The 25157-nt window shown below is 53.4% G+C and carries 24 protein-coding genes; 18 read left to right on the top strand and 6 right to left on the bottom strand.

Annotated features, from left to right (window positions below; genetic code table 11):
- Positions 1-68: 68 nt before the first annotated feature.
- The 8 genes from B4O97_RS01160 (at position 69) to B4O97_RS01125 (ending at position 7454) form a co-directional block, all read left to right on the top strand.
- Positions 69-1163: an oxidoreductase gene (locus B4O97_RS01160; protein ID WP_083047480.1), complete on the top strand. Its 1095-nt coding sequence runs from the start codon at positions 69-71 to the stop codon at positions 1161-1163.
- Positions 1164-1184: 21 nt separating this feature from the next.
- Entirely contained in the window at positions 1185-1667 is a 483-nt protein-coding gene (locus tag B4O97_RS01155) for a GNAT family N-acetyltransferase (protein WP_083047478.1), read from the top strand.
- A complete protein-coding gene (locus tag B4O97_RS01150; protein ID WP_083047476.1) occupies positions 1667-2773 on the top strand; it encodes a M20 family metallopeptidase in 1107 nt (368 codons plus the stop codon). Before B4O97_RS01155 ends, B4O97_RS01150 begins: the two co-directional genes overlap by 1 nt.
- Positions 2774-2857: 84 nt before the next feature.
- Positions 2858-3460 carry a hypothetical protein gene (locus B4O97_RS01145; protein WP_083047474.1) on the top strand — a complete coding sequence of 201 codons (603 nt, stop codon included), beginning with the start codon at positions 2858-2860 and terminating at the stop codon, positions 3458-3460.
- 95 nt (positions 3461-3555) lie between these two features.
- Complete coding sequence (locus tag B4O97_RS01140; protein WP_158084084.1) at positions 3556-4464, top strand: helix-turn-helix transcriptional regulator; 909 nt, start codon at positions 3556-3558, stop codon at positions 4462-4464.
- 55 nt (positions 4465-4519) lie between these two features.
- The gene (locus B4O97_RS01135) at positions 4520-5275 is read left to right on the top strand and encodes a Crp/Fnr family transcriptional regulator (RefSeq protein WP_083047470.1); all 756 of its coding nucleotides are present in this window, start codon (positions 4520-4522) and stop codon (positions 5273-5275) included.
- Positions 5276-5361: 86 nt separating this feature from the next.
- On the top strand, positions 5362-5577 hold the full coding sequence (locus B4O97_RS01130) for a heavy-metal-associated domain-containing protein (RefSeq protein WP_083047468.1): 216 nt from the start codon (positions 5362-5364) through the stop codon (positions 5575-5577).
- A gap of 2 nt (positions 5578-5579) precedes the next feature.
- Positions 5580-7454: a heavy metal translocating P-type ATPase gene (locus B4O97_RS01125; protein ID WP_083047466.1), complete on the top strand. Its 1875-nt coding sequence runs from the start codon at positions 5580-5582 to the stop codon at positions 7452-7454.
- Positions 7455-7507: 53 nt separating this feature from the next.
- On the opposite strand, the gene B4O97_RS01120 is transcribed toward B4O97_RS01125, so the two are convergent.
- The 3 genes from B4O97_RS01120 to cls all read right to left on the bottom strand — a co-directional run bounded on the left by B4O97_RS01120 (position 7508) and on the right by cls (position 11245).
- Positions 7508-8764, bottom strand: a complete 1257-nt coding sequence (locus B4O97_RS01120; RefSeq protein ID WP_083047465.1) for an MFS transporter — start codon at positions 8762-8764, stop codon at positions 7508-7510.
- Positions 8761-9684 (bottom strand): DMT family transporter, encoded by a 924-nt coding sequence (locus tag B4O97_RS01115; RefSeq protein ID WP_083047463.1) that lies wholly within the window; start codon positions 9682-9684, stop codon positions 8761-8763. The genes B4O97_RS01120 and B4O97_RS01115 overlap by 4 nt, the downstream gene beginning before the upstream one ends.
- Before the next feature lie 97 nt (positions 9685-9781).
- On the bottom strand, positions 9782-11245 hold the full coding sequence (gene cls / locus B4O97_RS01110; protein WP_233142872.1) for a cardiolipin synthase: 1464 nt from the start codon (positions 11243-11245) through the stop codon (positions 9782-9784).
- 123 nt (positions 11246-11368) lie between these two features.
- On the opposite strand from cls, the gene B4O97_RS01105 reads away from it, so the two are divergent.
- The 5 genes from B4O97_RS01105 to sbcB all read left to right on the top strand — a co-directional run bounded on the left by B4O97_RS01105 (position 11369) and on the right by sbcB (position 15971).
- Entirely contained in the window at positions 11369-11887 is a 519-nt protein-coding gene (locus B4O97_RS01105; protein WP_083047459.1) for a protein-tyrosine phosphatase family protein, read from the top strand.
- A 270-nt stretch (positions 11888-12157) separates the two neighbouring features.
- Positions 12158-13501, top strand: coding sequence for an ammonium transporter (locus B4O97_RS01100; RefSeq protein ID WP_319416837.1), 1344 nt, complete (start codon positions 12158-12160; stop codon positions 13499-13501).
- A gap of 10 nt (positions 13502-13511) precedes the next feature.
- On the top strand, positions 13512-13853 hold the full coding sequence (locus tag B4O97_RS01095; protein ID WP_083047457.1) for a P-II family nitrogen regulator: 342 nt from the start codon (positions 13512-13514) through the stop codon (positions 13851-13853).
- A gap of 170 nt (positions 13854-14023) precedes the next feature.
- Positions 14024-14470 (top strand): CBS domain-containing protein, encoded by a 447-nt coding sequence (locus B4O97_RS01090; protein WP_083047455.1) that lies wholly within the window; start codon positions 14024-14026, stop codon positions 14468-14470.
- Positions 14471-14531: 61 nt separating this feature from the next.
- Entirely contained in the window at positions 14532-15971 is a 1440-nt protein-coding gene (gene sbcB / locus B4O97_RS01085; RefSeq protein WP_083047453.1) for an exodeoxyribonuclease I, read from the top strand.
- A gap of 7 nt (positions 15972-15978) precedes the next feature.
- Here the strand turns inward: sbcB and B4O97_RS01080 are convergent, their stop codons facing one another.
- A complete protein-coding gene (locus B4O97_RS01080; protein ID WP_083047451.1) occupies positions 15979-16668 on the bottom strand; it encodes a PilZ domain-containing protein in 690 nt (229 codons plus the stop codon).
- A gap of 116 nt (positions 16669-16784) precedes the next feature.
- On the opposite strand from B4O97_RS01080, the gene B4O97_RS01075 reads away from it, so the two are divergent.
- The 5 genes from B4O97_RS01075 (at position 16785) to B4O97_RS01055 (ending at position 22928) form a co-directional block, all read left to right on the top strand.
- Positions 16785-17564: a hypothetical protein gene (locus tag B4O97_RS01075; protein ID WP_096348824.1), complete on the top strand. Its 780-nt coding sequence runs from the start codon at positions 16785-16787 to the stop codon at positions 17562-17564.
- A gap of 111 nt (positions 17565-17675) precedes the next feature.
- Positions 17676-18581: a pirin family protein gene (locus B4O97_RS01070; RefSeq protein WP_083047612.1), complete on the top strand. Its 906-nt coding sequence runs from the start codon at positions 17676-17678 to the stop codon at positions 18579-18581.
- A gap of 258 nt (positions 18582-18839) precedes the next feature.
- Positions 18840-20123 carry a quaternary amine ABC transporter ATP-binding protein gene (locus B4O97_RS01065; RefSeq protein ID WP_083047450.1) on the top strand — a complete coding sequence of 428 codons (1284 nt, stop codon included), beginning with the start codon at positions 18840-18842 and terminating at the stop codon, positions 20121-20123.
- Positions 20116-20979 carry an ABC transporter permease gene (locus B4O97_RS01060; RefSeq protein ID WP_083047448.1) on the top strand — a complete coding sequence of 288 codons (864 nt, stop codon included), beginning with the start codon at positions 20116-20118 and terminating at the stop codon, positions 20977-20979. Before B4O97_RS01065 ends, B4O97_RS01060 begins: the two co-directional genes overlap by 8 nt.
- Before the next feature lie 311 nt (positions 20980-21290).
- Positions 21291-22928, top strand: coding sequence for an ABC-F family ATP-binding cassette domain-containing protein (locus B4O97_RS01055; RefSeq protein WP_083047446.1), 1638 nt, complete (start codon positions 21291-21293; stop codon positions 22926-22928).
- A 24-nt stretch (positions 22929-22952) separates the two neighbouring features.
- Here B4O97_RS01055 and B4O97_RS01050 read toward each other — a convergent pair whose 3' ends face one another.
- Both B4O97_RS01050 and B4O97_RS01045 read right to left on the bottom strand, forming a co-directional pair.
- A complete protein-coding gene (locus B4O97_RS01050) occupies positions 22953-24047 on the bottom strand; it encodes a DUF3187 family protein (protein ID WP_083047444.1) in 1095 nt (364 codons plus the stop codon).
- Positions 24048-24063: 16 nt separating this feature from the next.
- Positions 24064-25155, bottom strand: coding sequence for a uroporphyrinogen decarboxylase/cobalamine-independent methonine synthase family protein (locus B4O97_RS01045; RefSeq protein WP_083047442.1), 1092 nt, complete (start codon positions 25153-25155; stop codon positions 24064-24066).
- Positions 25156-25157: the final 2 nt, after the last annotated feature.

Below are 25157 nucleotides of genomic sequence, written 5' to 3'. Positions count from 1 at the left end.
TTGCCCGATGCCCGGGGAATTACCTATAATAGGGCCAGTGCATAACCCAATAAAACAAGGACCCATCAATGAGCTACTCTAGGCTGCTTTCTCCTTTTCAAGTTGCGGATGTAAACCTTAAGAACAGAATAGTAATGCCCCCCATGGTAATCTGGAAATCCGGCGAAGATGCCGAAGTACGGGATGTCCATCTCAGGCATTACGCATCCTGCGCCGGTCCGGGGCTGATGATCGTCGAGGCCACGGCCGTCTCTCCGGACGGAAAACTCCATAAAAATCAGTTAGGGATTTTTGAAGACCGGCACATACAGGGCCTCTCCCGACTCGCGAATACAATCCGGAAAACCGGGGCCCTTCCGGGAATACAGATCAACCATGCCGGAGGAAGGTCCACACCGGAGTGGAACTGGGGCCTCACTCCCCTGGCACCCGCTACCGACGGCAGCATACAACCCGACAGCCCCGAATGCCGGGCCCTGAGTATCGACGATATAGAGCGTATTCAGGCCGACTTTGTCAGCGCCGCCAAACGTGCGGTACAGGCGGGATTCGAGTATATCGAACTCCACTACGCCCACGGCTACCTGGGAAGTCAGTTCCTCTCTCCCCTGACCAACACCAGGACCGACCGGTACGGCGGCAGCCTTGAAAACCGGCAGCGCTTCCTGATCGAGACGTATCGCCTCTGCCGGGAAGCTGTGGGAGACAAGGCCCTTCTGAGCTGCCGTCTCGGCATTATCGACAAGGACGAAGGGGGAATCTCCCTGGAGGAAGGCATCGACACGGCCCGGAAGCTGGAAGCCGAAGGCGCCCCCATACTGCATATTTCCCGGGCCCACGGCGTACCGGATTCCGTACGCCCCGAGGGAAGCAGCTTCGATCCTCTGCTGCACCTGGCGGGAAATGCCAGGCCGGAACTGGGTATTCCGGTCATCGGTATCGGCGGAATCCTGGATCCAGGGACTGCTGAAAAAGCCTTGAAGACCGGAATCGCCGACCTCGTCGCGGTGGGACGGGGCATTCTGGCGGATCCTCAATGGGCTCTGAAGACAATCAGGAACACGGCGGAGAAGATAAACACCTGCAGACAGTGTTCTCCCTGCCTCTGGTATAAAACGCCCGAGAAGTGTCCGTCCCGGCTTGCCGCAGGAAACACAATCTGATACAGGTAGAACAAGAGAGCCATGAAAAATATTGAGGATCTTAAGATCCGCTTTCCGGGCATAGATGATCTTGCGGCGATCTTCCACATTGGAGAGAAGGTTTTTACTCCCCAGAATTACTCCAACCTCTACCGCACCTGGGACGAGTACGAGGTTACGAACCTCTTTAATTCCGAATCCGAACACATGCTGGTGGCGGACGTGAACCGCCGGGTAATCGGTTTCGCCATGGGCACGACCATTGAAAAGGCCCGTTCCGCCTGGACCTATGGCCACCTGCTGTGGCTGGGTGTGGATCCGGCCTACGCCGGACGGGGCATCGGCGGGATGCTCTTTGACCGCTTCAGGAAAATCATGGACGAAGAGGGAATCAGGATGCTTCTGGTGGATACCCAGGCCGACAACGAGGAGGCTATACGCTTTTTTGAGCGGCGGGGCTTTGAAAATCCGGTGGACCATATCTACATGACACTGAACCTGCAGAACTACCGGGAGCCCCGCTGATGAAGGAACACGAGGTAAACCGTAAACGCCTCTTTGCCCTGCTGAAAGATATGGTGGATATCTACAGCCCTTCGGGAAAAGAGGAAGAGCTGACGGATTACCTCGAGGAGTATATCCGGGAACGGGGACTGATCGTCCGCCGTCAAAGCGTGGACGAAGGAAGGGACAACCTGATAATCGGCTCCGGGACCGACTCCGACGGGCTCCTGTTTCTCGGGCATATAGATACGGTGCCAGCCTTCGATATCGAAGAGTTCGAGTTCAGCCAGTCCGGGGGACGCTGCTACGGCCTTGGAACCTCGGACATGAAAAGCGGCTGCGCCGCCATGATCGAGGGATTCATCAGCGCCCACGAAGACGGCGGCCTGCCGGAGTCCGCCACCCTTGCTCTTGTGGTCGGCGAAGAGGAGAGCGGAGACGGTACGGCTGCGCTGCTTGAGAAATTCAGCTATAAAGAGGCCCTGGTGGCGGAACCAACGGGGCTGCAGCCCTGTCTTGAGCATTTCGGTTATGTGGAGATGCTGATCCGGACCTACGGTTACCGCCGTCACGCGGCCATGGCCAGCCGGGAGACCAATGCCGTGCGCTGCATGCTCAACTATCTTCTATACCTGGAAGACAGAATCGAGGAGGAGCCTGATACCATAATAAATATCCGGGATCTTCACAGTTCCGAGTCCGGTTTCGCCGTTCCGGACCAGTGCGCCGCGGCGGTGGACCTGCATATCCCCCCCGAGGTGAGCTCCAGCGACTACGCCGCGGAAGCCCAGGAGTTCTCCAATCAGCATTTAAACAGTTCCGGGGCATCCCATTACGAAATCGAGTTTCCCACCCGTACCGACGGCTATACAATAGATGAATCCGTCTCGCTGGTCCGGGGACTCAAAGAGGTTTACCGACAAACCCATATGGAATGGAAACCCGCGGCATTCCGCAGCCACTCCGATGCGAACCTTCTGCGGGATGCCGGCTGCCATGCCCTGATTCTGGGCCCCGGGCAGCTCTCCCTGGCCCATACCATCGATGAGTCCGTGGACTTTGAAGAGGTGGTCCGGGCCGCCAGAATATACTCCCTGCTTCTGAAAGATCTAGGAATTTCGTCCTAGTTTAGAAAATCATACAGATTTCCGATTTTTTCCTCTCCTTTCTGCCTGTACGGTAGGGCCATCACAAGGCCTTGGAGGAAAATTATGAAGGCTGTCTACCGTACTGGTATTATTTCGATGGTATTACTCTTGCTGGCGGCTCCGCTGATCTGCCAGCAGCCCCGGGAGGACCGGGCATTATGGTCCGTGCAGATGGAAGCCGGAGGCGGAATCAGCGGCGGAGAGGGGACCCTGGAATTCGGCGCCGCCCTTACACGGGAAATGAAAAGCTGGCTGGATATAGGCGTGTCGGCCCGGGGAATGAGCCGGACAGACCACGGGATGGAGGACCCTCTGGGAAGGGAATATCACATGGAGACCGCATATGCAGCACTGCGACTGCGGCCGAAGATGGAACTTGCCCCGGGTATAGAACTGGCCCTGCCCCTGGAGATGGGCTCCGGACAGCTGGTCTACCGGTATGAACACAAGTATGCCGATGATCTGCGATGGACCGAAGAGGTGCTTGACCAGCTGAGCTACGCGGTCTATTCCGCAGGGCTGGAAGGCCTGGTGAACCTGGGTGAAAGCTACTCCCTTTGTGTCCGTGGAGGGTTCAGAACGACCAGTCCCATCCGGACCGACCTGGCGGATACCGATGAACTCTCCGGCTTCTGGGCTGACCTGGGGATTGCGTACAGGTTCTAGCACCTTGAACTGCCGTAAGGAAGGGATGCCCGGGGGCGGGGCTATTTACAGTCTTTCCTCCGTGGCATACTATTCTCTCCGATATGCGGCACCTGGTGTTGTTTCTCTATTTTATTTTCCTCTCCTCCGGTTTTGCCGGAATTACCATGATATCGATACTCTGGAAGAGACTGGGCCATCGTTTTCTGGGATGGATTCTTGCCCTTGTATCGACATTTACAGCATGGCTCCTTGTAACCGCCATAGTCTACTACCTGGAGCAGATCATCCGCATCCCTGCAGCGAGGTTCCTGGGGCCCGTCAACCTTCTGATGGGAACTCTGGCGTATCTGTTTCTGCTCTTTTCAATGCTGAGTTCCCCCGCCCCGGTAAGAAAACCGGAGCTGCTGCTGGCCCTGTCTCCCATGCTGCTCTATTACCTGCTGCTGCTTCTGGGCTTTACCCTGGTTCCGGGGATCTTCGTTTTCGCAGAGAAGCATCCCCTGCCCTTCATGTTTTTCAAACTGGCCGCCGGTTCCATATTTGTTTTCTACATCGGGCGCGGCTTTCTTGAGGCAGCCCGCAGGCTCAAGCAGGACACAGCGGCGTTTATCCTGCGGGGCTACGGGTTTGCACTCCTGGCCTTCGGCGTTGCCATTCTGGTTTTCAGCCTGATCCTTGCTCTCCTGGGAACCCAGGTCGAGCAGGTCGTTCTTCTGGAGTTCTTTTTCTTCTTTTTCCTGAATATGCTTACCCTGGCAGCTTTTATCCGCTACATTCGACAACCCAACGCCTTTATAGAGGATGGTAAAATAAGCTGGCAATTCATAAAGGAGTATGGAATTTCCCGACGCGAAGCCGAGGTAATCGAGATGGTCTCCCGGGGAATGAGCAACAGGGAGATTGCGGAGAACCTCTTCGTCAGTTTTCCTACCGTGAGGACCCACGTCTACAATATTTTCAAGAAGACCGGCGCTTCAAGCAGGCTGGAACTGCTGCGAATTGCCTCCAGATATCGACAGTAGAAGGTTCCTGAGTATCTCCCTTTGAAATTCTCCGGCATTCCCGTATTATTACAGCATGAGTCATCATCATCGCAATCCGGTCCATTCCCTGGCTGGTCCTGTCGAGCATTGTTCCCTGGATCTGCGAAGGAAACTGATCCGGGAAAGTCCCTTTTTTTCAAACCTGGAACCCGGACAGATCGATGAAATAAACAGCCGCTTCCGGGACGTCGGATTCTCTGCGAACAAGACTATTCTCCGGGAAGGAGACAACGCCGATTCCCTGTTCATTGTGGCCACAGGACTTGTAAAGCTCTACAGTGCCAGCGGCGACGGAGGAATCCTGCTGATCGACATACTGAAACCCGGAGAACACTTCGGCTCAGTCGCCGGATTCGGACCGGAATGCTACGAGGAGACCGCCGTGGCCGCAATGGATTGCTGTCTTCTGAAAATTTCCTCAGAAAACTTTCACCGGGTTCTTACCATGCACCCCCAGGTTGCAGTCCGTACGGTGGAGATACTTTCCCACAGGGTGCGTTTTTCCCATGAGCTGATGAGGCGTCTGGGTTCATACTCGGCGGAAAACCGAAGCGCCTGGCTGTTGCTGCGTCTGGGAGAAAAACTCGGCCGCCCCTGGGAGGGAAAAAACCTTATAAACGCCCCTGTTTCCAGAGAGGAACTCGCAGCGATGATCGGGATTACGACGGAGACGGCCAGCCGGATCGTCAGCCGTTTTCAAAAGAAAGGCCTCATCGAAAGCGGACGCGGCTGGATCGCCATAAAGGATCCGGAGGGATTAAAAAAACTGACGGAAGACGTATTCGACTGAAAAATTCCCCGTTAATTGATCTGGATCATGGTTCCCTGCTTCCGTCTCCTGTAATTTATCGTCAGATACATTGCGAGGAGGCAATTATGAAAACACTGCTTAGAAGCGATCAGTTATCCTGTCCGTCCTGTGTGGCAAAGATAGAAAAGAGTCTTATGTCCAACAAGGGCGTTCATTTCGCGAAGGTTTACTTCAATACCGGAAAGATTGAGGTGGAGCACGATGACGAGCTTACGTCGCAGGACGATATAGTCCGTGCAGTCCGCCAGGCAGGCTATTCCGCCAAAGTATCGAAGGTGTGAATATGAACGCGACCATCTCCAGAGTACTTGGGGCCATTACCACAAGTTCAAAGGGAACTGTCATTACAGCGGGGGGCCTCATTATCGGGGCCCTGGCCGCCGGATGGCTGTTAAAACTCGAGGTTCTATGGGCGGTTCTGATGGGGGCGTCCGCGCTTGTATCGGGCCTGCCCATAACGGCAAAAGCCCTCCGATCCCTCGGAAACCGCCACGTCGGAATCGAACTCCTGGTCTCTCTCGCAATGATAGGGGCCATTCTTATTCAGGAATACTGGGAAGCCGCGGCGGTTACCTTTCTGTTCAACCTCGGCGGATATCTGGAAGCCCGTACCATGGCCAGAACTCGCCGGGTAATCCGAGAGCTCATTGAAATTGCTCCTTCCAAAGCCATTCTGCTAAAAAACGGAGAGCAGATTTCTGTTCCTCTAGAGGAAATTCAAGTTAACGATATTCTGATAGTGAAACCCGGAGGCCGCGTCCCCGTTGACGGTGAGGTCAAAAGCGGCTCCTCCAGTGTCAACGAGAGCGCCATTACCGGAGAACCCCTTCCGGTCCTTAAACAGACGGGAGATTCCGTCTTTGCGGGTACGCAGAACGAGAACGGAGTACTTACCCTCCGCGCTACTGGGATTGGAGAAGACACAACCCTGGCGCGTATCATTCACCGCGTGGAAGAAGCCCAGGAGGCCAAGGCCCCTGCCCAGCGATTTATGGAACGCTTTGCCCGTTGGTATACCCCCCTTATTATTGGGCTTTCAGGGGTGATCTACCTTGTTACCAGAGACCCGTCCTTTGCCTTGACGGTGCTGGTAATCGGATGCCCCGGAGCGCTGGTGATCTCGACCCCCGTCTCGATCGTAGCCGGCATAGGAGGAGCGGCGCGGCAGGGAATCCTCATGAAAGGCGGAACCCATCTGGAAACAAGCGGAAAAATCGACGCTGTCGCCCTAGACAAGACGGGAACCCTCACTCTCGGCGATCCGAGAGTGGAAAGGATTGTTTCTCTGCAGAAAGATGACGGAATCAGTCCGGATATGGTTCTGTTTTACGCTGCGATTGCCGAGAGCGCCTCGGAACATCCGATAGCGGGAAGAATTGTAAAGACTGCAGAGAAGCAGGGGCCGGTTCCCCCGCCGACGAGCGCCGAGGCTGTCGCGGGCAAAGGAATAAAGGCGGCGTGGCAGGAAAAAAATATCCTGGTGGGTTCCAGACGCTTCATGGAAGAGTCGGGGATCAATATTGATCAAGAAGATGTCGGAGCAGCGGATATCGGATCGGGGGAGACAATGGTATTTGTAGCCCTGGACGATCGGCTGGTCGGGCTTATCGGCGTCGCCGACCCGGTGCGAAGCCATGCAAAGGAGGCCGTCGCCCGGATGCGCTCAAGCGGGGTCAAGAGAATTGTCATGCTTACAGGAGACAACCGGCGAACTGCCCAGGCCGTCGCCCGGCAGGTGGGCATTACCGAAGTGCACGCGGAACTGCTGCCTGAAGAAAAACTGGCACATATACGGGCTCTTCAGGAGGAGGGATTCACCACGGCAATGGTGGGGGACGGCATAAACGACGCCCCCGCTCTGGCCAGCGCCGACGTGGGCATCGCAATGGGAGACGGCGGAACCGATATAGCCATGGAAACCGCCGATATAGCCCTCATGCGGAATGATTTGACCGTGGTCGCCCAGGCAATCGAGCGTTCCCGCGGAACATTGCGGAACATACGTCAGAATATCGCGCTGGCAATAATTACCGTCACGGGACTCTTGATCGGCGTTCTGAGCGGTAACGTCCACATGGCGGGGGGGATGCTGATTCACGAGGCCTCGGTAATGCTGGTTATATTGAACGGCATGCGGCTTCTGCGGCCGGCGGACTGAATAACCCCGTTCTTCTGCGGCCGGGGCAGCGGAGGGCCGCAGAAGAAAGCTTCCTAGGTATCCGGACGGAACCTTATAAGAGGATACGCCAGGGCCGGAACGAGGGCTGCCAGCAGCATTGCCGGCCCCAGGCCGAAGCGGTCCGCGGCGAGACCGAAGAGGGGGGACAGCACGGCGATCATGAGGGTCTTGAGCTGGCTCTCTCCGGAGAGCCCGGTGGCCATTACAGAGCCTTTGATGCGGTCGCTCAGGAATCCCAGAGTCGCCGGACGTCTGAGATTTTCCAGCAGATAGTAGATTACAAAAAGTAGTACCGCCAGGGACGGAAGATTCACATTCAGAAAATAGGCGATGCCCACAACTACGACAACACCGCTCACATAGGTTATGTTGAGTCCGGTAATTCTGTCGGAGAACATGGAGTGAAACCGGGAGGCCCGGCTGCTTGCGATACTGGTAAGCAGGTACAGAATGGTGTACACCACCCCGGACATAATCGCCACCCGCTGGTTTCCTTCCAGCATGGTAAACAGCGGCAGGGCAAGGGCAAGGTTTTTCAGAATGGGCTGCACATAATCCTTTATGGTCTTGAACACGCCGTCAAAAAGACTGGAATTAATAAGGGCACGACGGACCTTCGGCTCCGTGAACAGACCGATAAAGTTTCTGATCGTGGTGACGACATCCTTCCACCCTTTTTTTCGCTGTTCCTCGTCGCACTCCTCCTCGTCACAGGAGAAATCAAGTTCTTTCGGATAACTGGCAATAAGGATCATACCCGCCAGATAGGGAAGAATACTCCAGAGAAAAACCGAGCGATAGCTTCCGGAGAAAAAGACCAGCAGAGATGCTATGAGCGCGGAAATCGCCGAGCCCCTCTGTGACCAGGCCCGGGTATGTCCATAGTAGGCCACTTTCTGATCGGTCATGTTGTGGATTTTCAGATATTCCATGATCATGGCTTTATGGGTCCCGGAACGAAAGCTCTCTCCCAGGGCAAAGAACACCATGGCTCCGATATAGACCCAGTAGTTCGGAAACAGATAAAACAGGGCAAAGCTGACAATATAGCTTGCGAAGGCAAAAAGCATCGCACTGCGGCGCCCCAGGGTATCCGCGAGAATCCCTGTGGGGATTTCGGTAATATTTGTAATAATCTCCCGCACAGAATAGAGCACACCTATCTGGAAAAAGCTGATCCCCATCTCGCGAAAAAAGAGAATAAGAAAAGGGTCGAAAAACTGGAGGTTTTTAACGAAACCGTAGAGAGAGAATTTCCAGTACTGCAGGTCACGTTTGAATTCCGTCATTCCGGGCTCCTGTTTGAGGGGTAGAAAAAGTAGATAATCGCCGAAGCAATCAGAATCATACCGCTGAATACCGGCCAGCTGGGATCATCTCCGGGGATTATCAGCCAGCTCAAAGCAGCACCGGCCACGGGAATAAGAAACTGCCAGATACCGATTACCGACACCTTCTCTCCCCTCACGGATAAAAGGTGGAACCAGATGGAGAAAGCCGCGGCGGAAAGAAATCCCAGGTAGATCAGGGCCCCCCAGAAAACAGGAGCCGGGGGAAGGACAAATGCCCCTTCCACAATACGGGAGATCCCGAGCAGCATAAGTCCTCCGAGAATGAACTGCGAACTGGTAAGGACCATGGAGTTCATGGTGCCCCGGGAATGATACACGACTATCTGACCCAGAACATTTGCAAAACTCGCCCCGAGCATGAGAAAAATACCGACCAGCTCCGGACCTCCGATTTCTCCGGGAACTCCTCCGTTTCGGGTCACGCTCAAAAGAACAATGCCCCCGAAGCCGATACCGAGGCTCACAAGCATCCGTCGGCCCATTTTGTCATCCTTCAGGAGAACATGGGCTGCCAGGGCCGCCCATAGAGGAAGCATCCCGTTTACCACGGCCCCCACGGAGCCGGGAACCAGATTGAGGGAAAGAAAGAACAGGGAATAGAGCAGAACCGTCTGGAATATCCCGACCTTAAACGGAAGAAAGGGAGAACCCCTCAGTTCCCGAAGGTATTTCAGCGGTGAGCCTGCCAGTGGAATAAGCAGAATCCCCGCAAGGGTAAAGCGAAGCCCGGCAAAAAAAAGAGGCGGAGCGTGCTGCAGACCGGTTTTAACCCCCGCGAAGGCGCTGGACCAGAGCAGGCAGGATACCACTGCCAGGGCCCAGGACGGCACTTTATATGAGAGACCTGGATTTACCACGTATGTTCCTTTGTCAGCAGATGCTTAAAAATGCATAGTAGAGAAAGAAGCGGGAAAAATCAATGAGCAGGAGAACGTCTACCTGCAATACAGTCTGTCAAAGCAGGGGTGCAATCATCCGGAAGAGAGAGTTCCGCAGTTTTCGGGGAATGCTCATGGATTCCACGTCCTCGCCGGTAATCTTTCTACAGAATTGCATATAATAATGAAACTTTTCTTCCAGCTGCCGGGCAATATCAACATCATAAAAAAAGGCATTAAGCTCATAGTCCAGATGAAAACTCCGGACATCCAGATTGCAGCTGCCGATGGTAGCGATGGAACTGTCTGTGCAGAGGGTCTTGGAGTGAAAAAAACCGTCCTCGTAGAGGTATATATTCACCCCCGCTTCCAGCAGATCCTCAAAATATGTGTGGGCAACCCAGAAGGGAATCCGCTTATCCGGCACTCCGGTCATCATGACGTTGACCTCCACCCCGGAGAGGGCGGCGGTTATCAACGCATTGGTAATGGTCGCTTCAGGGACAAAGTAGGGACTCTGAATATAGATACGGTGGTTTGCGTTATGGATCAGGTTGGCATACATCATTCTGAGACTGTTCCAGTCCGAATCAGGGCCGCTGCACACAATCTGCATGGGCAGCTGACTGGAACACCCCCGGCGGCGACCCTCTTCCGGGAAAAAACGCTGGTCCTGTATTAATTCTCCGCCGGAATTATACCAGTCCGAGAGGAACACGGCCTGCAGAAGCTGGACCGATTCACCCTCAAGTCGAATGTGGGTATCCCGCCAGCTGTTGAAATACCGGCCGCCGGTTATATATTCGACCCCGATATTCATTCCGCCGGTATAGCCGACCTGCCCGTCAATGACGATAATTTTGCGATGATTACGATAGTTCAGCAGCCTTCCGGACAGCACATTCATGGGATCAAGAAAATATCTGGTTTCGATGGGGGATTTCCGCAGTTCCCGTTTGAACTTCCAGCTCATTTTATTGAAACACCCCACCCCGTCAAACAGAAGCCGTACCTTTACCCCCTCCGCGGCCTTGCGCAGCAGGACATCCCGGATTCTTTTGCCGAGCTCATCGGACCTGTAAATATACACCTCCAGGTGAATGGAGTCCCGCGCTCCTTCCAGATCGGAAAGCAGGTCTTCTACAAATTCCTGCCCTTCATAATATGTCTTTACCTGATTGTACAGGGTTATAATGGAATTGCCGGCCCGGAGGGCAAGGTTGATCGATTTGGCAATATCATTATCCATGGAGTCCCAGTCGTTTCTGAGAAAATCCATCTGCTGTTCCAGAATCGGGCCAAGAAGGGTTTGAAAGGTTTTTTCCGGAAGAAGCTTCATTATCTTGCGTTTCTTCCAGTTTATCCCCCCCAGAATGTACATACCCGCCCCCACGTAGGGCAGAAAATAGATCGCCAGGAGCCAGGCTATGGAGACTTCGGGAGCCTTGTTATCCAGAAGAATACGGACCGTCAGAGAGACTACAAATACAGCATACAGGAACAGCAGCACTGAGGTGGGAGAAAGAAGATCCCCAGCCATATACGGAACTCCTTGCATCAAAAAACCTGTGAATATTGTACACGAGCATGCAGAAAATTACCAACAGGCTTTCTTCTATGTTCTGTTTTGACAAGTCCAGTGTATGGACGCATACTATTGAACATGGCGCAGTTAGATATCCTTGAGATAGCGGGAAGGCATTCCATAATCATGTCAGCCCATCCGCTGGAGAAGGTCGAGCAGAAAGAGGAGTTTCCCGGGACACTCCGGTCGTTTTTTGCTGACCTGAACAAGCTGGAAGTGAGGGCCGTTACCGTTCTTCTGCCCCAGGAAGAACTTCTTGGAAACTACAAGGGCACTGATCTGGTAAAAGAATACCGCCGCTCAGGCTTCGAGGTACTCCACTTCCCCCTGGAGAATTTCGGTACCCCCCGGGGGATAGAGGTTTTCGATCAGCTCATGTCCCGTCTGTCTGAAAAACTGCTGAAGATAAATGTACTGATCCACTGCAAAACCGGATGCAGCCGTACCGCCATGGTAGCTGCGGGAGTCCTGATAAAGCTCGGCAGCAGCGCCGCCCGGGCCATAATGGCTGTTCATTCCGCCCGCCCCTCCTCAAACCTCACGATCAACCAGATTCAGTTCCTCAGGGAATATCAGCGGTATCTTTCGCAGAAGTAAATCCGTCACGCGGTTTCCAACCCGCAACAACCCTTGTCACCATCCTACATGAAGGAATAATATTGCGCCGCAAACATACATTTTTGTAGTATTTTTCTACACATATTACCCTTACGTATTATTACATCCAGCAAACGACATCGATGTGAGACAGGTCAATTTATTCACTGATAACAAAATACCTGCTGCCGCCTGGAAAGCTCCGCAGAACATCATTCAATATGGCACAGCTCTTGCTTTCCTATAGTCAACACACTCCTGGAGGAAATTGTGAATATTGGAACTGGAAATGGAAGAATCAAAGCCCTGCTTATTCTCCTGATAATGGCGCTAAGCGCAGGCGGATCGCTCTACGCACAGACCATGGAGGACTGGGAAACTATCAGAGTGGGCCTGGATACCGTGTGGGTTCTGCTGGCGGCTTTTCTGGTCTTTTTTATGCAGGCCGGTTTTGGAATGGTGGAGGCCGGTTTTATCCGTGCGAAGAATACGGCCAACATACTGACAAAGAACTTCCTCGACTTCTGCATGGCGTCCATTGCCTTTTTTATCCTGGGCTATGGACTCATGTTCGGAAATGGTAACGGTTTTATCGGATTTTCCGGCTTCTTCATGATAGGAGCGGAAAGCGGAGCCGACGTTCCGCTCTACGCCTTCTGGCTGTTTCAGGCGGCGTTCGTTGGAGCAGCGGCGACTATTGTGGCCGGAGGAATGGCGGAACGCATGAAGTTCCCCGCCTATCTTATTTACTCATTTATAGTGTCGGCCCTGGTATACCCTGTTATAGGACACTGGGTATGGGGAGGCGGCTGGCTTGCGGAACTCAATTTTGCCGACTTCGCAGGTTCCGCAGTAGTTCATACAACCGGCGGCGTGGCAGCCCTGGTGGGGACCATCATCCTCGGACCGCGGACGGGAAAGTACCGTTCCGACGGCAAACCGAACGTTCTCGGCAGTCACAATATTCCCATTGCGGCTCTGGGGGTATTTATTCTCTGGTTCGGATGGTTCGGATTTAACCCCGGATCGAGCCTGGGAGTCGGAGACGGTTCGCTCATCGCCCTCGTGGCCATAAACACCAACCTCGCGGCTGCGGCGGGAGCAATCGGTGCAATGATAACCGTGTGGATCAAGGTGGGCAAACCCGATCTGTCGCTGATAATGAACGGCGCCCTTGCGGGTCTGGTCGCAATAACCGCACCATGCGCCTTCGTCTCTCCCGTCTCGGCAATCGTTATCGGGGGAATCGGCGGTTTTCTTGTAGTAGTAGCAACCCTCGGCCTCGACGATCTGAAGATCGATGATCCCGTCGGCGCTTTCCCCGTACACGGCGTCAACGGCATGTGGGGAGCCATATCCGTCGGACTTTTCGGCCGACAGTCCCTGGGCCTCGCCGGCGACGGACTCTTATTCGGCGGAGGTTTCAGCCAGCTCGGCATTCAGCTTCTGGGCACCGTCACCATCGCGGTCTTTGTTTTTATAAGCATGGGAATCGTATTCCTTGTCCTGAAGAAGACAATCGGCCTCAGGGTCAGTGCCATGGAAGAATACCGGGGCCTGGATATCGGCGAACACGGTGTGGAGTCGTATAACGGATTCCAGATAATCGAATAGGGAGGGAAGAATGAAACTGATAACAGCAATGATCAAACCCCAGAAACTGGAGGACGTTAAAAAGGCCCTGTTCGAGGCGGATGTCCATAAAATGACCGTCACCTCGACCCAGGGATGCGGCCAGCAGAAAGGCTACACTGAAACCTTTCGCGGTGCCATTACCGAAATCAACCTGTTGAAGAAGATCCGACTTGATATCGCGGTAAACGAAGACTTCGTGGAAACCACCATCGATGCCATCTGCAAAGGTGCCTATACCGGAGAAATCGGGGACGGCAAGATATTCGTGACCGAACTGATCGAGTGCGTACGCATTCGAACCCGGGAACGGGGCAACAAGGCAATCGGCTAGAATCGATAAAAAGCCGGGGCACTCTCCAGCCGAGGAGAAGGCCCCGGCTTATCCCCCCTGTCAACATCTTTTTCAAAAAAAGTAATGGCCAGTCAGGCAAGTCGCATAATCCAATTGCAGAATCAGCAGTCCGGGCGTACACTTAAAGAAAAAGAGACGAGGAGGAGCATATGCTTATTGAAGCCCTGCTTAAGAGCAAAGCTGTTCCCGGTGTAATTACCATCGCCGGAGATACTCCCGTCGCCGAAGCTGTGGCAGAAATGAACAGGCACCATATCGGGGCGGTACTGGTAGTAGACCGGGAGAAACAGCTTCTGGGAATTCTGTCGGAACGGGACGTACTTCGGCATTTTACCGAATGCGCCAGGGGCCTTACGGCGGAAAAGATCATGACCCCCAGATCGCGCCTGATTATCGGACACAGGGATGACACAGTCGAATACGCCATGAGGGTGTTCACCAACAACAAGATACGCCATCTGCCCGTTCTGGAGGGAGACCGGATTATAGGCATTGTCTCCATCGGGGACGCCCTCAAGGCCCATCTGGAAAGCCTGGAGCACGACAACAAAATGCTGGAAGATTACGTCACCGGAGCCTCTCTCGTGATTGATTAAAGAGGGCCATCGTTTTCCGGGGCAATTGTTTCATGATCTCTGCCATGATAGACTGCCGGTTATGGCAAGCATCTACTGGTACGATCTGGAAACCTTCGGGAAAAACCCTTTTTACGACCGCGTGGCCCAGTTCGCCGGGCTGAGGACCGACGACTCCTTTGAACCTGTCGGTCAGCCCCAGGTTTATTACTGCCGACTCTCGCCGGATTACCTGCCGGATCCTGCCGCCTGCATGGTCACCGGCATAACCCCTCAGGAGGTACAGTCCAGGGGTATGCCGGAAGCGGAATTTGTTCGGCAGATTCTGAAAGAGTTCACCCAGCCCGGAACCTGCGTGACCGGGTATAATTCCATCCGTTTCGACGACGAGTTTATCCGGAATCTTCTCTACAGGAACTTCCACGATCCCTACGAAAGGGAGTACCAGAACGGGAACTCCCGCTGGGACATCCTGGACCTGCTCCGTACCGCCCACGATCTGCGTCCTGAGGGGATCACCTGGGTTCGCAAAGAGGATGGAAAACCCGACTTTACCCTGGAAACCCTGGCAGCGGCCAACGGAATTGAACATGAACACGCCCACGACGCCCTGAGCGATGTATATGCTACCATTGGTATGGCCAGGCTGGTCCATGAAAAACAGCCCCGCCTGTTCCGTTACCTTTTTCGTCTGCGCAGAAAACAGGAGGTGTGGAAGCAGATCGATCTGTACAAGCAGACACCTTTTCTGCATACCTCCGGAATGTTCACCTCCCCTTCCGGCTGCACCTCCCTGGTAATGCCCCTGACCCTGGATCCGAACAACGGGAACTGCGTCCTCTGTTACGATCTTCGCTACGACCCGGGTCCTCTCATTGAACAGAGTGCCGACGAGGTACGCAGACAGATCTTTACCCCGAGCCAGGAGCTCACGGGCGACCGAATCCATATAAAGGGAATCCATGTAAATCGCGGACCGTCCATTGCCCCGGTTAAAATGCTGGACAGCAGCTCCGCCGGGCGTCTCGGAATAGACCTGGACACCTGTAGAAAGCATTACCGTCTCCTCAAAGGGGCCGGTGACCTGTTGCAGAAGGTCCGCCAGGTATACACGGTGGAAAGGCCTCAGGACGACTCCCGGGACCCGGACCTCCAGATTTACTCAGGGGGGTTTTTCAAGGACAGCGACAGGGAAGGATTCAAACAGATCCACTCGGCAAAGCCGGAGGAACTGCCCGATCTTCAGCGAAAATGGGATGACCCGCGAATTCCGGAACTGTTATGGCGGTATATCTTTCGAAACTACCCCCAGGTAATGCCTGAGAATGAAAAGAAAAAGTGGAAGAGCTTCTGCGCATCCAGAATACTGATACCCACCGCAGCAGAAGCCGTCAGGCTGCCGGAATTCCGAAAGAAGCTGGCCGCGTACCGGGAGGATAAAACCCTGGCACCCCGCAAAAAGGTTGTCGTGGGTGAACTGGAAAGATGGGCCGATCAGCTTGAGAAGGATCTTCTCTCCTGAAGGTGATTCAAGAATCCCTGTGGTGAAACTTCAGGTGCAGGCGTTCCCCCTTCCGGGAAACCCGTATAACCTCGGCACCGATGTTCCGATACCGCCTTCCCTGAAATGAAAAACTGACAGTAAGGTCATCCCCTTCGGAAAAACGCTTTTCCGGATTGTCCGTACAGGCTCCGTGGGAGCTGAGGTCATGCATCCCGGCAGTCAGCCCCTCCTTTGCACCCCCTAGGGGAGCGAGGGTCGCTTCAATATCGACCCGTCTGCGGGGCAGTTTTCTGCGAGTAAGGGCAACAGCCCGCACCTCTTCGGAGATGGGCTTGAGTCCGGCCTTGTACATCACACTTCGAACAAGATCGTCCCGGCCGCCTTCATGCTGAAGATATTTGCGCAGGCATGCATTGAAAACATGACTGTCCACCAGCAGGGAATAACGTTTTTCGGGGGTTCCTAAATAGCCGGCGAGCTTTGTAAGGAGCTCGGCTTCCTCCGGGGTAATATCGAACTTTTCGATATAGCGGTTCCATTTGGTTTCGTAGGCTTTGTGGAGTATTTCTCTTTCCCGAATCTTACGGCGCTTGTTGGATATCACAAGGAAAGCGATAAAAAGCAGGATCAAAACCAGGAAAACCCACACCTCCACAGGACCCGAACTGAGAGAACGTTGGATTATTGCCTTCCAGATCTTTTCTAAAAAGTTCATATCTATAAATAAGATACTATCTTCCAGGCCCTTTCAAAAGCTTTTTTCCCGGGAACTGGTCATCGATGCTGAATGGTGATATTATTGAGCCAAAATATATTTACAGGAGAAAAACCATGCAACTAAAAAAAACTGCAACCCTTTTTTTGATACTGATGCTTGTGTCTACATTTGCCTGGGCCGCACCTTTGAAGGGAATGTCCCTTAACGGAGCTACCGGTCTTATCAGCATACCCACCGGACGCATCGGCTGGGAACGGAGCGCCGATATCGGCATCGATCTCGGGTATCACGCCATCGTCGATGAAGAAACCGTTCATATTCCCAAGGCGTCAATCAGCCTCTTCAAGATCGCGGAACTCGGTTTCGCCTATGACACCCAGGATGATTCGGACAACGCGGACACAATTCTGCACGGAAAAATCCAACTTCCCATCAAAGGATCCTCTGCGGTTGCCATCGGGGGAAATCATCAGATGCTCCAGACCGCGGGGAATGACACCGATCTGACCCAGATTTACCTGGCGGCGACCTATCCCGGGGAATTCTTCCGTATGCCCGCGGAAACCACTGTTGTGGTAGGCAAGAGCTTCGGCGACGAGGCACCGGACGACGCCATCGATTTTGGAATGGGTTTTGATCTTCTGCTGTTTCCGGACATCTTTCAGGGTTTCGTTCACTGGATCAACGATTTCGCCAACTTCTCCTATTCCGCCGATGCCTACGGAGCAGATGCTAATTTCAGGGGAGTATTCAACTCCGGAATCAGGATAGACCTGGCAAGCATACCTGCTTTCTCGAAGTTCAAGTTCGCCCTGGATGCCATCATGACCGATGCTCTGGATGACAACCGGGCCTTCAGCCTGGGCGTAACCTTCGGAGCACCCCTGGGTTAACAGATAATCACCCTGATTCGAATGCGGGCAGGATCTGCCCGCATTTTTTTTGTCCCTCTTCTTGTACCCGTCCGGCGGGCAGCTTATGATTATATACAGGGAGGCCCGCAAATGCAGAGGGGAATAGTTTCTGTCAGTAAATCCGTTCCAACCACCGAGGGGGCAGGCGTACACCTGCATAGAGCCTTCGGATTCGGCAAAACCGAAGAGTATGATCCTTTCCTGCTTCTGGATGATTTTCGGGGGGATAATCCTGCCGATTACAGAGCAGGTTTTCCCTGGCACCCCCACAGAGGCATTGAGACCATAACCTACATACTTGCGGGCACGGTGGAGCACCGGGACAGCCTGGGTAACAGCGGGGTCATCGGCCCCGGGGAAGTCCAATGGATGACCGCAGGAAGCGGAATAATCCACCAGGAGATGCCCCGGGGAGACGAGTCCGGACGCATGTACGGTTTTCAGCTCTGGGCGAATCTTCCGAGGGCAAAAAAGATGATCCCCCCCAGGTACCAGCAGTACGGGGCCGCAGATATCCCGGCGGTAACGAGCAGAGAGGGTTCCTCTGCCAGAATAATCTGCGGAGAACTCTGGGGAGGCCGGGGGCCCGTGGATGGAACGTTCGTTGATCCGGCCTATTTTGATATTGAAATACCCGCCGGAACCCTCCAGGAGATACCCATTGCCCCGGGACGACATGCCTTTGCCTACATAATCGAAGGAAGCGGAGATTTCTGCGGTAAAAAGGAGCCCTTCGATGTACCCCGCTCGAGCGCCGGCTGGGCTGATACGCTTGTGGAGAAACAGGCCGCGAACCGGCATCTTCTGCTCTTTTCCGACGGCGACAGCATTACTGTTGAGTCCGGCAGCAAAGGAATCCGATTTCTGCTGGTATCGGGCATTCCCCTTGCAGAACCTGTCGCCTGGTACGGTCCCATAGTCATGAATACCCGGGAGGAGCTGCAGACAGCCTTCAGGGAACTCGAGGAAGGCTCCTTTTTAAAAGGAGAACAATAAGGGGACAGCAGGAGAATAGTTACAACACAAAGTTCAATTCAATTTCTTTGTTATCTCTATTTTAGTATCCGCCTCAGGTTTGAATTGGAACACTATCAGCATAATTAATTGCTTTATATGATTTTAAAACATGATCACTTCAACATGAAGCCTCGCATTCCTCAAAAAAACTTGACTAAAGCACGTTTACTATTTAGTATTCTAAAGATAATCATTATATGTCCTGAACTTTATACAAGATCAAGGAGATAAAACTGTATGTCCAGTCAAAACAACCGGGAGGGCTCCGAAGCTCACTATCCCGAGCCGCAGGCACCGGAAGAATCTGCCGGAGAAAATGAAGGCTTTATTCAGGTTAAAAACCTCTGGAAGGTATTCGGCCGGGATGCAAAGCGAGTACTTTCTCCGAAGATGAGAAAGCTCTCAAAGGAAGCAATCCAGGAGAAAACCGGCTGCGTCATAGGAATGAGGGATATCTCTCTGGAAGTAAGCAAAGGCGAATTCTATATCCTGATGGGTCTCTCGGGCAGTGGAAAATCCACCCTCATCCGTTCACTGATACGCCTCAATGAACCGACCAGCGGTACAATCATTGTCAATAACACGGATGTTACAAAGCTGAACAAGGAAGAGATCCTTGATTTTCGCAAGACAACCTACGGTATGGTGTTTCAGCACTATGGACTCTTTCCCCATATGACCGTTCTGGATAATGCGACCTATGGTCTGAAGGTCAAAGGACTCCCCAAGGGAGAACGCTACGCCAAGGCCATGCAGTCCCTGGAAACGGTGGGGCTCAAGGGCTGGGAGGATTACTATCCCGGGGCCTTGAGCGGCGGAATGCAGCAGCGCGTCGGACTCGCGAGGGCCCTGGCAAACGATCCGGACGTCCTTTTAATGGATGAACCCTTCTCCGGCCTGGACCCCCTGATCAGGCGTCAGATGCAGGATGAACTGGTCGAACTGCAGGACAAACTGAAAAAGACGATTATCTTTGTAACCCACGATCTTCACGAAGCCCTTAAACTGGGAGACCGGATTGCAATAATGCGGGACGGCAGCATCGTACAGATCGGGACTCCGGAACAGATTGTAACCGAACCCGCGGATGATTATGTCCATGAATTCGTCCGGGACGCTTCCCCTGCCAAGGTCCTGACAGCCTCGAGCATCATGCAGGAACCGGAGGTTCTTCTCTACGCCTGGGAAGGTCCGAATACGGCGATTCATATGCTGCAGTCAAACAAACGTGAAGCAGCCTTTGTCGTGGATAAAACCCGCAGACTCCTTGGAGTCGCCACTATAGAACGTCTCAAACCCCTTGCCTCGGAAAAGAAGAAGAACGCTAAAATCCCTCCGGAAGCGATCCGCGGGGTACCGACGGTCAGGGAGGACAGCTATATAGAGGAGCTCTTCAGTATTGTTAACGCGAATCCCTATCCCATCCCGGTTACCGATGACAACGGAAAGCTTCTTGGCGTCGTAAAGACGGACACAATATTCGAAACCATCAAATCAGATGAGGAAGATAAACATGATTGAGTTCCCGGAAGTAATATCCATCCCCCTGGCAGACTGGATCGATGCCATCATGAACTGGCTTCTTACCAACATGGAACAGATTTTTGATATCATCAGATTCATCATACTCCAGGTTATGCTGGCCTTCGAGAACCTCTTTACCCTGGTCCCCTGGTTTGTCATCATCATACTGGTCTTTCTGACGGGGTGGAAATTCCTCGGCAAGTGGTATGACGGCTTTGCCTTCGCTCTGATGCTGTTTTTAATTGGAACCTTCGGTTACTGGGAGCTGGCAATGCTCACCTTGAGTATCGTTTTCGCAGCGGTGATATTCTCTCTTCTTATCGGACTTCCCATCGGGATTGTCATGGCCCGGAGCGACAGGGCGGAATCCATCATCAAACCCATACTGGACGGAATGCAGACAATGCCTTCCTTTGTGTACCTTATTCCGGCCCTGATGTTTTTCGGCCTTGGAAAGGTCCCTGCAATAATAGCGACGATTATCTATGCTGTACCCCCGGTAATAAGACTGACAAATGTGGGCATACGAACAGTAGACAAAGAGGCTGTTGAAGCCGCCCTGGCCTTCGGCGCCACCCCCCGTATGGTCCTCTTCGACGTGCAGCTGCCCCTGGCGAAACCGTCGATCATGGTCGGCGTCAACCAGACAACCATGATGGCCCTTGCAATGGTGGTAATCGGCTCGATGATCGGAGCCAAGGGACTGGGAATGGAGGTCCTTCTTTCGATTAACCGCATAGATGTCGGACGGGGATTTGAAGCAGGCATCAGTATTGTACTTCTGGCAATAATCATCGATCGCCTTACCCACTCTTTCGCGAAAAACGACTACACCAACAGTACTGAGAAGTAATAAAAGTAAGGGGGACACGGCAACGCCGTGCCCCCCCAAGAACGGATGGGACAGTGCTTGGTTTCGGCAGCTTATCCAGTAGAACCGCCCTGCTCCCCGTAAGGAACAGAAAAAACGAGCTATACTGCATAAACCACAGTATAGCCTGGAATCATAATACCATTGGTCGGACCAATATGTCAACATTTTTTTTCTAAAGCTGCGGACTTGACCTTTCCAGCCGTCTCGGGTAGGAATTATGCATGGGCAGATCCTGGAGATGCCCATATACTCTTCAGAAACAACCGCACCGGTAAAGGAATATATTCACTATGATAAGCGCAAGTGACATAAGCCTCTCCTTTGGAGAGCGGGTACTGTTCAAAAACGTCAACATCAAATTCACCCCCGGCAACTGCTACGGTGTTATAGGCGCCAACGGCTCGGGAAAATCGACCTTCCTGAAGATCCTTTCGGGAGAAATCAAAGCCGACTCCGGCGAAATAAACACCTCCCCGGGGGAACGTATCGCCGTACTCCAGCAGGACCAGTTTGCCTATGATGAGTACGCGGTACTTGATACGGTCATCATGGGACACCGCAAACTCTACGAAATCATGTCCGAAAAAGACAGCCTCTATGCCAAGGAGGACTTCAGCGAAGAGGACGGTATGCGGGCCTCCGAGCTCGAGGGGGAATTTGCCGAAATGGGGGGATGGGAGGCAGAGTCCGAAGCGGCCCAGCTTCTGAGCGGTCTGGGAATCGCCGAGGAGTTTCACGCGAAGAAGATGAAAGACCTGGAAGGAGCCCAGAAAGTACGGGTACTCCTGGCCCAGGCCCTCTTTGGAGACCCCGATATTCTGCTTCTGGACGAGCCCACCAACAACCTCGACCTGGAATCAATCAGCTGGCTTGAGGACTTTCTCTACAATTTCAAGAATACCGTCATCGTCGTATCCCACGACAGACACTTTCTCAACAGGGTCTGTACGCACATAGCGGATATCGACTTCAGCAAGATCACCCTCTACGTGGGCAACTACGACTTCTGGTACATGGCAAGCCAGCTTGCCAACAAGCAGATGAAGGATGAGAAGAAGCGCAGGGAGGACAAGATCTCAGAACTGAAGGAGTTTATCCAGCGCTTCAGTTCCAACGCATCAAAGGCCCGGCAGGCGACGGCAAGGAAAAAGCTCATCGATAAACTGACTATCGACGACATCAAGCCGACCTCCCGAAGGTTTCCCTATATCAGTTTCGATCCAGGCCGGGAAAGCGGAAAGAGCATACTCAGCGTGGAGGGCATTACAAAAAGCCTTGACGGGGAAGTCCTGCTGAAGGATATAAGCTTTACCATCGACAAAGGTGACAAGATTGCCTTTGTCGGTCCCTTCCACCAGGCAAAAACGGTCCTTTTTGAGATCCTCATGGGACGCATGGAGCCCGATTCAGGAAGCTTTGACTGGGGAGTTACCATAACCCCCGCATATTTTCCCAAGGACAACAGCGAATATTTTACCTCCGACATGTCCCTGGTTGACTGGCTGCGACAGTACACCGATGCAGAGGAAGAAGAGAGTTACGTCCGCGGATTTCTGGGGCGTATGCTTTTTTCCGGCGAAGAATCCCTCAAATCGGTCAAGGTACTCTCCGGAGGCGAGAAGGTCCGCTGCATGCTGTCAAAAATGATGCTCTCCGGTGCGAACTTTCTTATTTTCGATGAACCGACAAACCACCTTGATCTTGAATCCATCAGCGCCCTGAACAACGGTCTTATGGAGTTCAGCGAGGCCATTCTGTTTACCAGCCATGACCACCAGTTTGTCGATACCGTGGCAAACAGAATAATCGAGTTTACCCCGGGGGGAATAATAGACCGAAGAATGCGTCTTGATGATTACCTGGCTTCCGAGGATGTACGGGCCCATCGTGACAAGCTCTACCACAAGCATCTCAGCCTGGTAATTTAAGCTGAACCCCGTCTGCCGGGCTCTTCAGTTCCGGCTGCCGATTCTCCAGTCCGCTGCAACACTGAGCAGGATATCCGGTCCTTCATGGGTAAGGAAATCCTGCTCAAGGTATACCTGCAGACTCCAGGAATCATAGCTTCGGCGAAAGCCCGTCTGCAGGGCTGTTACAGGCATTTCAAACTGATCCGCGCCTGGAAAGAGGGAGTGATTCAGGGGCGCCCGGGAGGTAAGGGGAGATGTATGTATCCTTATCTGCCCCAGCAGACTCCAGGCATCGGAACATAACCATTCCAGACCAGCGAGGGACTGACTGATAAGCAGGGGTTTCGCTTCACCGCCGGCTCCGAAGATCAGTTCTCCGGGAACAACAAAACCCTGCTGCAGATGCAGGACAAAGGATTCCCCCAAAAGATGCTCAAACAGCAGCTGTGCTCCCAGATCAGTATGGCCGTTTCCCCCGGGAGTCCCCTTTTTCCCCGTGGGGAGTTCCACAGCCCAGGCCAGTCCCCAGACTGTCCGCCGGGTTTCTGAAAAGGTCCAGATACCGAAAATTTCCATGTCCCCGGGAAGTATTCCGGGCCTCTCCAGATCAATTGTAAGCCCATTGTCATTATCGATGGACACAGCGGTTTTCCCTTGAGGAAAATACTCCCTGGAGGCATTGGGCAGATTAAAAGCGGAATGAAAGCCCTCTATGGCGGGATCAAGAAAACCTCCATAATAACTGTAGAAACGGAGGCTTATTCCCATTCTGTGTGCCCGCCCGAAGGGAAAACTGAGTGTGCTGTCCAGAACCAGGGCTTCAAAATCCATTGCCGTGAGCTCCCTGGCGCGATCGGGATCTGAAAACCTGCCCTCTTCATCGAGGCTTTCCTCATCCGGATCAAAGGCATACCCCCGAAATTCGTTCAGGTAATAAACCTGCCCCCGGGCATGCACAGACCGGTCCAGGCCCTGGGAAGCTGAAAACCCGGGAAAGCCATAGTAGATCTGGTGCGGAACATCCAGGAGTTTTCCCCGCAACGGACCATGGGCAAAAACCGGATCGGGACGGGAAAAAAGCACCAGGAAGAGAGACAACAGAAAAAACGGCGCAGTTCTGGAAACGCTGTTCATCATACAGAATCCGGCACCATCATCGGCCCGGGTATATTCCGTTCAGGGCTTCATGGACCTCCCGGGCCTCCTCCAGGTTCTGAACGACCGTCTGCAGTACCAGTCCCTCAGGAGAAAGCTCACGGCTTATAAGCCGGTAATCATCCCGGGTCAAGGGACCGCGGATATACAGCAGGCGCCCTGCTTCCTGTATGCGCTTAAGATAGGGCATCATCCGGGGCAGGTCCATTTCACAGATATCCTTGTTGATCTCGAACACATCGATTTCCTTAACATCGAGAAAATGTTCGAGCAGAAAGAGGCTTGCAGAATGCAGGTGGATAAGACTGTAAGGAAAAGAAGCGGCGATCTTCCGGTCAAAATCCTGTATTATCCGGACATAAAGATCGGGAGAATAGACGGCGGACTCATCCTCCTGGAGACGGACGAAGGGTCCCGGGGCCCAGATTCCGTACTGCTCGATATAGTATCCTCCGAAAAAATCCCCCGCGGTACCGTGATGCTGCCGAACAAGCCCTGTCAGGGCATCGGCACAGACTGCGCAAGCCTTCCTGGAAAGTTCCGGCTCTTCAATGCAGTCGATCAGGGCCTCGCTGTGCCCGCGGAGCATTCCGAAAAGATCCGCCGTTCCCCGCAGAATAGGAAGCCCCACCGGATACCGTCCCCTGCCCTGTTCAGACAGATCCTGAACAAAGCTAAGATACCTGCGAAGCCAGGGGTTATCATCCGTCAGCTCAAAGGAGAAGATGTCGTCCCAGCTCAGCCGCCGTTCATCGGCCCACACACTGTCCCGGTTACGCCGAAGGCGTGCGCCAAGTACCCCCTCCATCCAGGGTATGGCGGAGATCGGCGCAGCCCCTTTTATCAGGTCATCCTCCGTCGCCAGGGACCGCTGGAAAAACTCCTCGTAGTCAGAAAGACATTCTCCGCTTGAAAGCTGTTCCGGGGAGATCTGCGCGCCGTCGGCAATTCTGCTCAGGGAAGAAAAACGTTGAAAAGGAAACCAGCCGCCTATGTCTATACCGATAATGGGACGCTTAACAGGCTTGCGGTCCCAGAAATCCCGAAAGCGGGACAATTTTTTCTCTAAAACAGAATCCCGTACAGGCATAA

The organism is Marispirochaeta aestuarii, from assembly GCF_002087085.1.
GTDB classification, from domain to species: Bacteria; Spirochaetota; Spirochaetia; order JC444; family Marispirochaetaceae; genus Marispirochaeta; species Marispirochaeta aestuarii.
The sequence above is the reverse complement of the archived record's forward strand: the minus strand, read 5'-3'. Positions and strand labels throughout refer to the sequence as shown.

What these genes read in the sequence shown, in the direction of transcription:
- B4O97_RS01095 (WP_083047457.1), top strand. Translation starts at nt 13,512, where the DNA reads ATGAAACTGATAACAGCAATGATCAAACCCCAGAAACTGGAGGACGTT.
- B4O97_RS01125 (WP_083047466.1), top strand. Translation starts at nt 5,580, where the DNA reads ATGAACGCGACCATCTCCAGAGTACTTGGGGCCATTACCACAAGTTCA.
- B4O97_RS01070 (WP_083047612.1), top strand. Translation starts at nt 17,676, where the DNA reads ATGCAGAGGGGAATAGTTTCTGTCAGTAAATCCGTTCCAACCACCGAG.
- B4O97_RS01075 (WP_096348824.1), top strand. Translation starts at nt 16,785, where the DNA reads ATGCAACTAAAAAAAACTGCAACCCTTTTTTTGATACTGATGCTTGTG.
- B4O97_RS01130 (WP_083047468.1), top strand. Translation starts at nt 5,362, where the DNA reads ATGAAAACACTGCTTAGAAGCGATCAGTTATCCTGTCCGTCCTGTGTG.
- B4O97_RS01145 (WP_083047474.1), top strand. Translation starts at nt 2,858, where the DNA reads ATGAAGGCTGTCTACCGTACTGGTATTATTTCGATGGTATTACTCTTG.
- B4O97_RS01150 (WP_083047476.1), top strand. Translation starts at nt 1,667, where the DNA reads ATGAAGGAACACGAGGTAAACCGTAAACGCCTCTTTGCCCTGCTGAAA.
- cls (WP_233142872.1), bottom strand. Translation starts at nt 11,245, where the DNA reads ATGGCTGGGGATCTTCTTTCTCCCACCTCAGTGCTGCTGTTCCTGTAT.
- B4O97_RS01080 (WP_083047451.1), bottom strand. Translation starts at nt 16,668, where the DNA reads ATGAACTTTTTAGAAAAGATCTGGAAGGCAATAATCCAACGTTCTCTC.
- B4O97_RS01045 (WP_083047442.1), bottom strand. Translation starts at nt 25,155, where the DNA reads ATGCCTGTACGGGATTCTGTTTTAGAGAAAAAATTGTCCCGCTTTCGG.
- B4O97_RS01065 (WP_083047450.1), top strand. Translation starts at nt 18,840, where the DNA reads ATGTCCAGTCAAAACAACCGGGAGGGCTCCGAAGCTCACTATCCCGAG.
- B4O97_RS01060 (WP_083047448.1), top strand. Translation starts at nt 20,116, where the DNA reads ATGATTGAGTTCCCGGAAGTAATATCCATCCCCCTGGCAGACTGGATC.
- B4O97_RS01135 (WP_083047470.1), top strand. Translation starts at nt 4,520, where the DNA reads ATGAGTCATCATCATCGCAATCCGGTCCATTCCCTGGCTGGTCCTGTC.
- B4O97_RS01055 (WP_083047446.1), top strand. Translation starts at nt 21,291, where the DNA reads ATGATAAGCGCAAGTGACATAAGCCTCTCCTTTGGAGAGCGGGTACTG.
- sbcB (WP_083047453.1), top strand. Translation starts at nt 14,532, where the DNA reads ATGGCAAGCATCTACTGGTACGATCTGGAAACCTTCGGGAAAAACCCT.
- B4O97_RS01090 (WP_083047455.1), top strand. Translation starts at nt 14,024, where the DNA reads ATGCTTATTGAAGCCCTGCTTAAGAGCAAAGCTGTTCCCGGTGTAATT.
- B4O97_RS01120 (WP_083047465.1), bottom strand. Translation starts at nt 8,764, where the DNA reads ATGACGGAATTCAAACGTGACCTGCAGTACTGGAAATTCTCTCTCTAC.
- B4O97_RS01050 (WP_083047444.1), bottom strand. Translation starts at nt 24,047, where the DNA reads ATGATGAACAGCGTTTCCAGAACTGCGCCGTTTTTTCTGTTGTCTCTC.
- B4O97_RS01155 (WP_083047478.1), top strand. Translation starts at nt 1,185, where the DNA reads ATGAAAAATATTGAGGATCTTAAGATCCGCTTTCCGGGCATAGATGAT.
- B4O97_RS01160 (WP_083047480.1), top strand. Translation starts at nt 69, where the DNA reads ATGAGCTACTCTAGGCTGCTTTCTCCTTTTCAAGTTGCGGATGTAAAC.
- B4O97_RS01105 (WP_083047459.1), top strand. Translation starts at nt 11,369, where the DNA reads ATGGCGCAGTTAGATATCCTTGAGATAGCGGGAAGGCATTCCATAATC.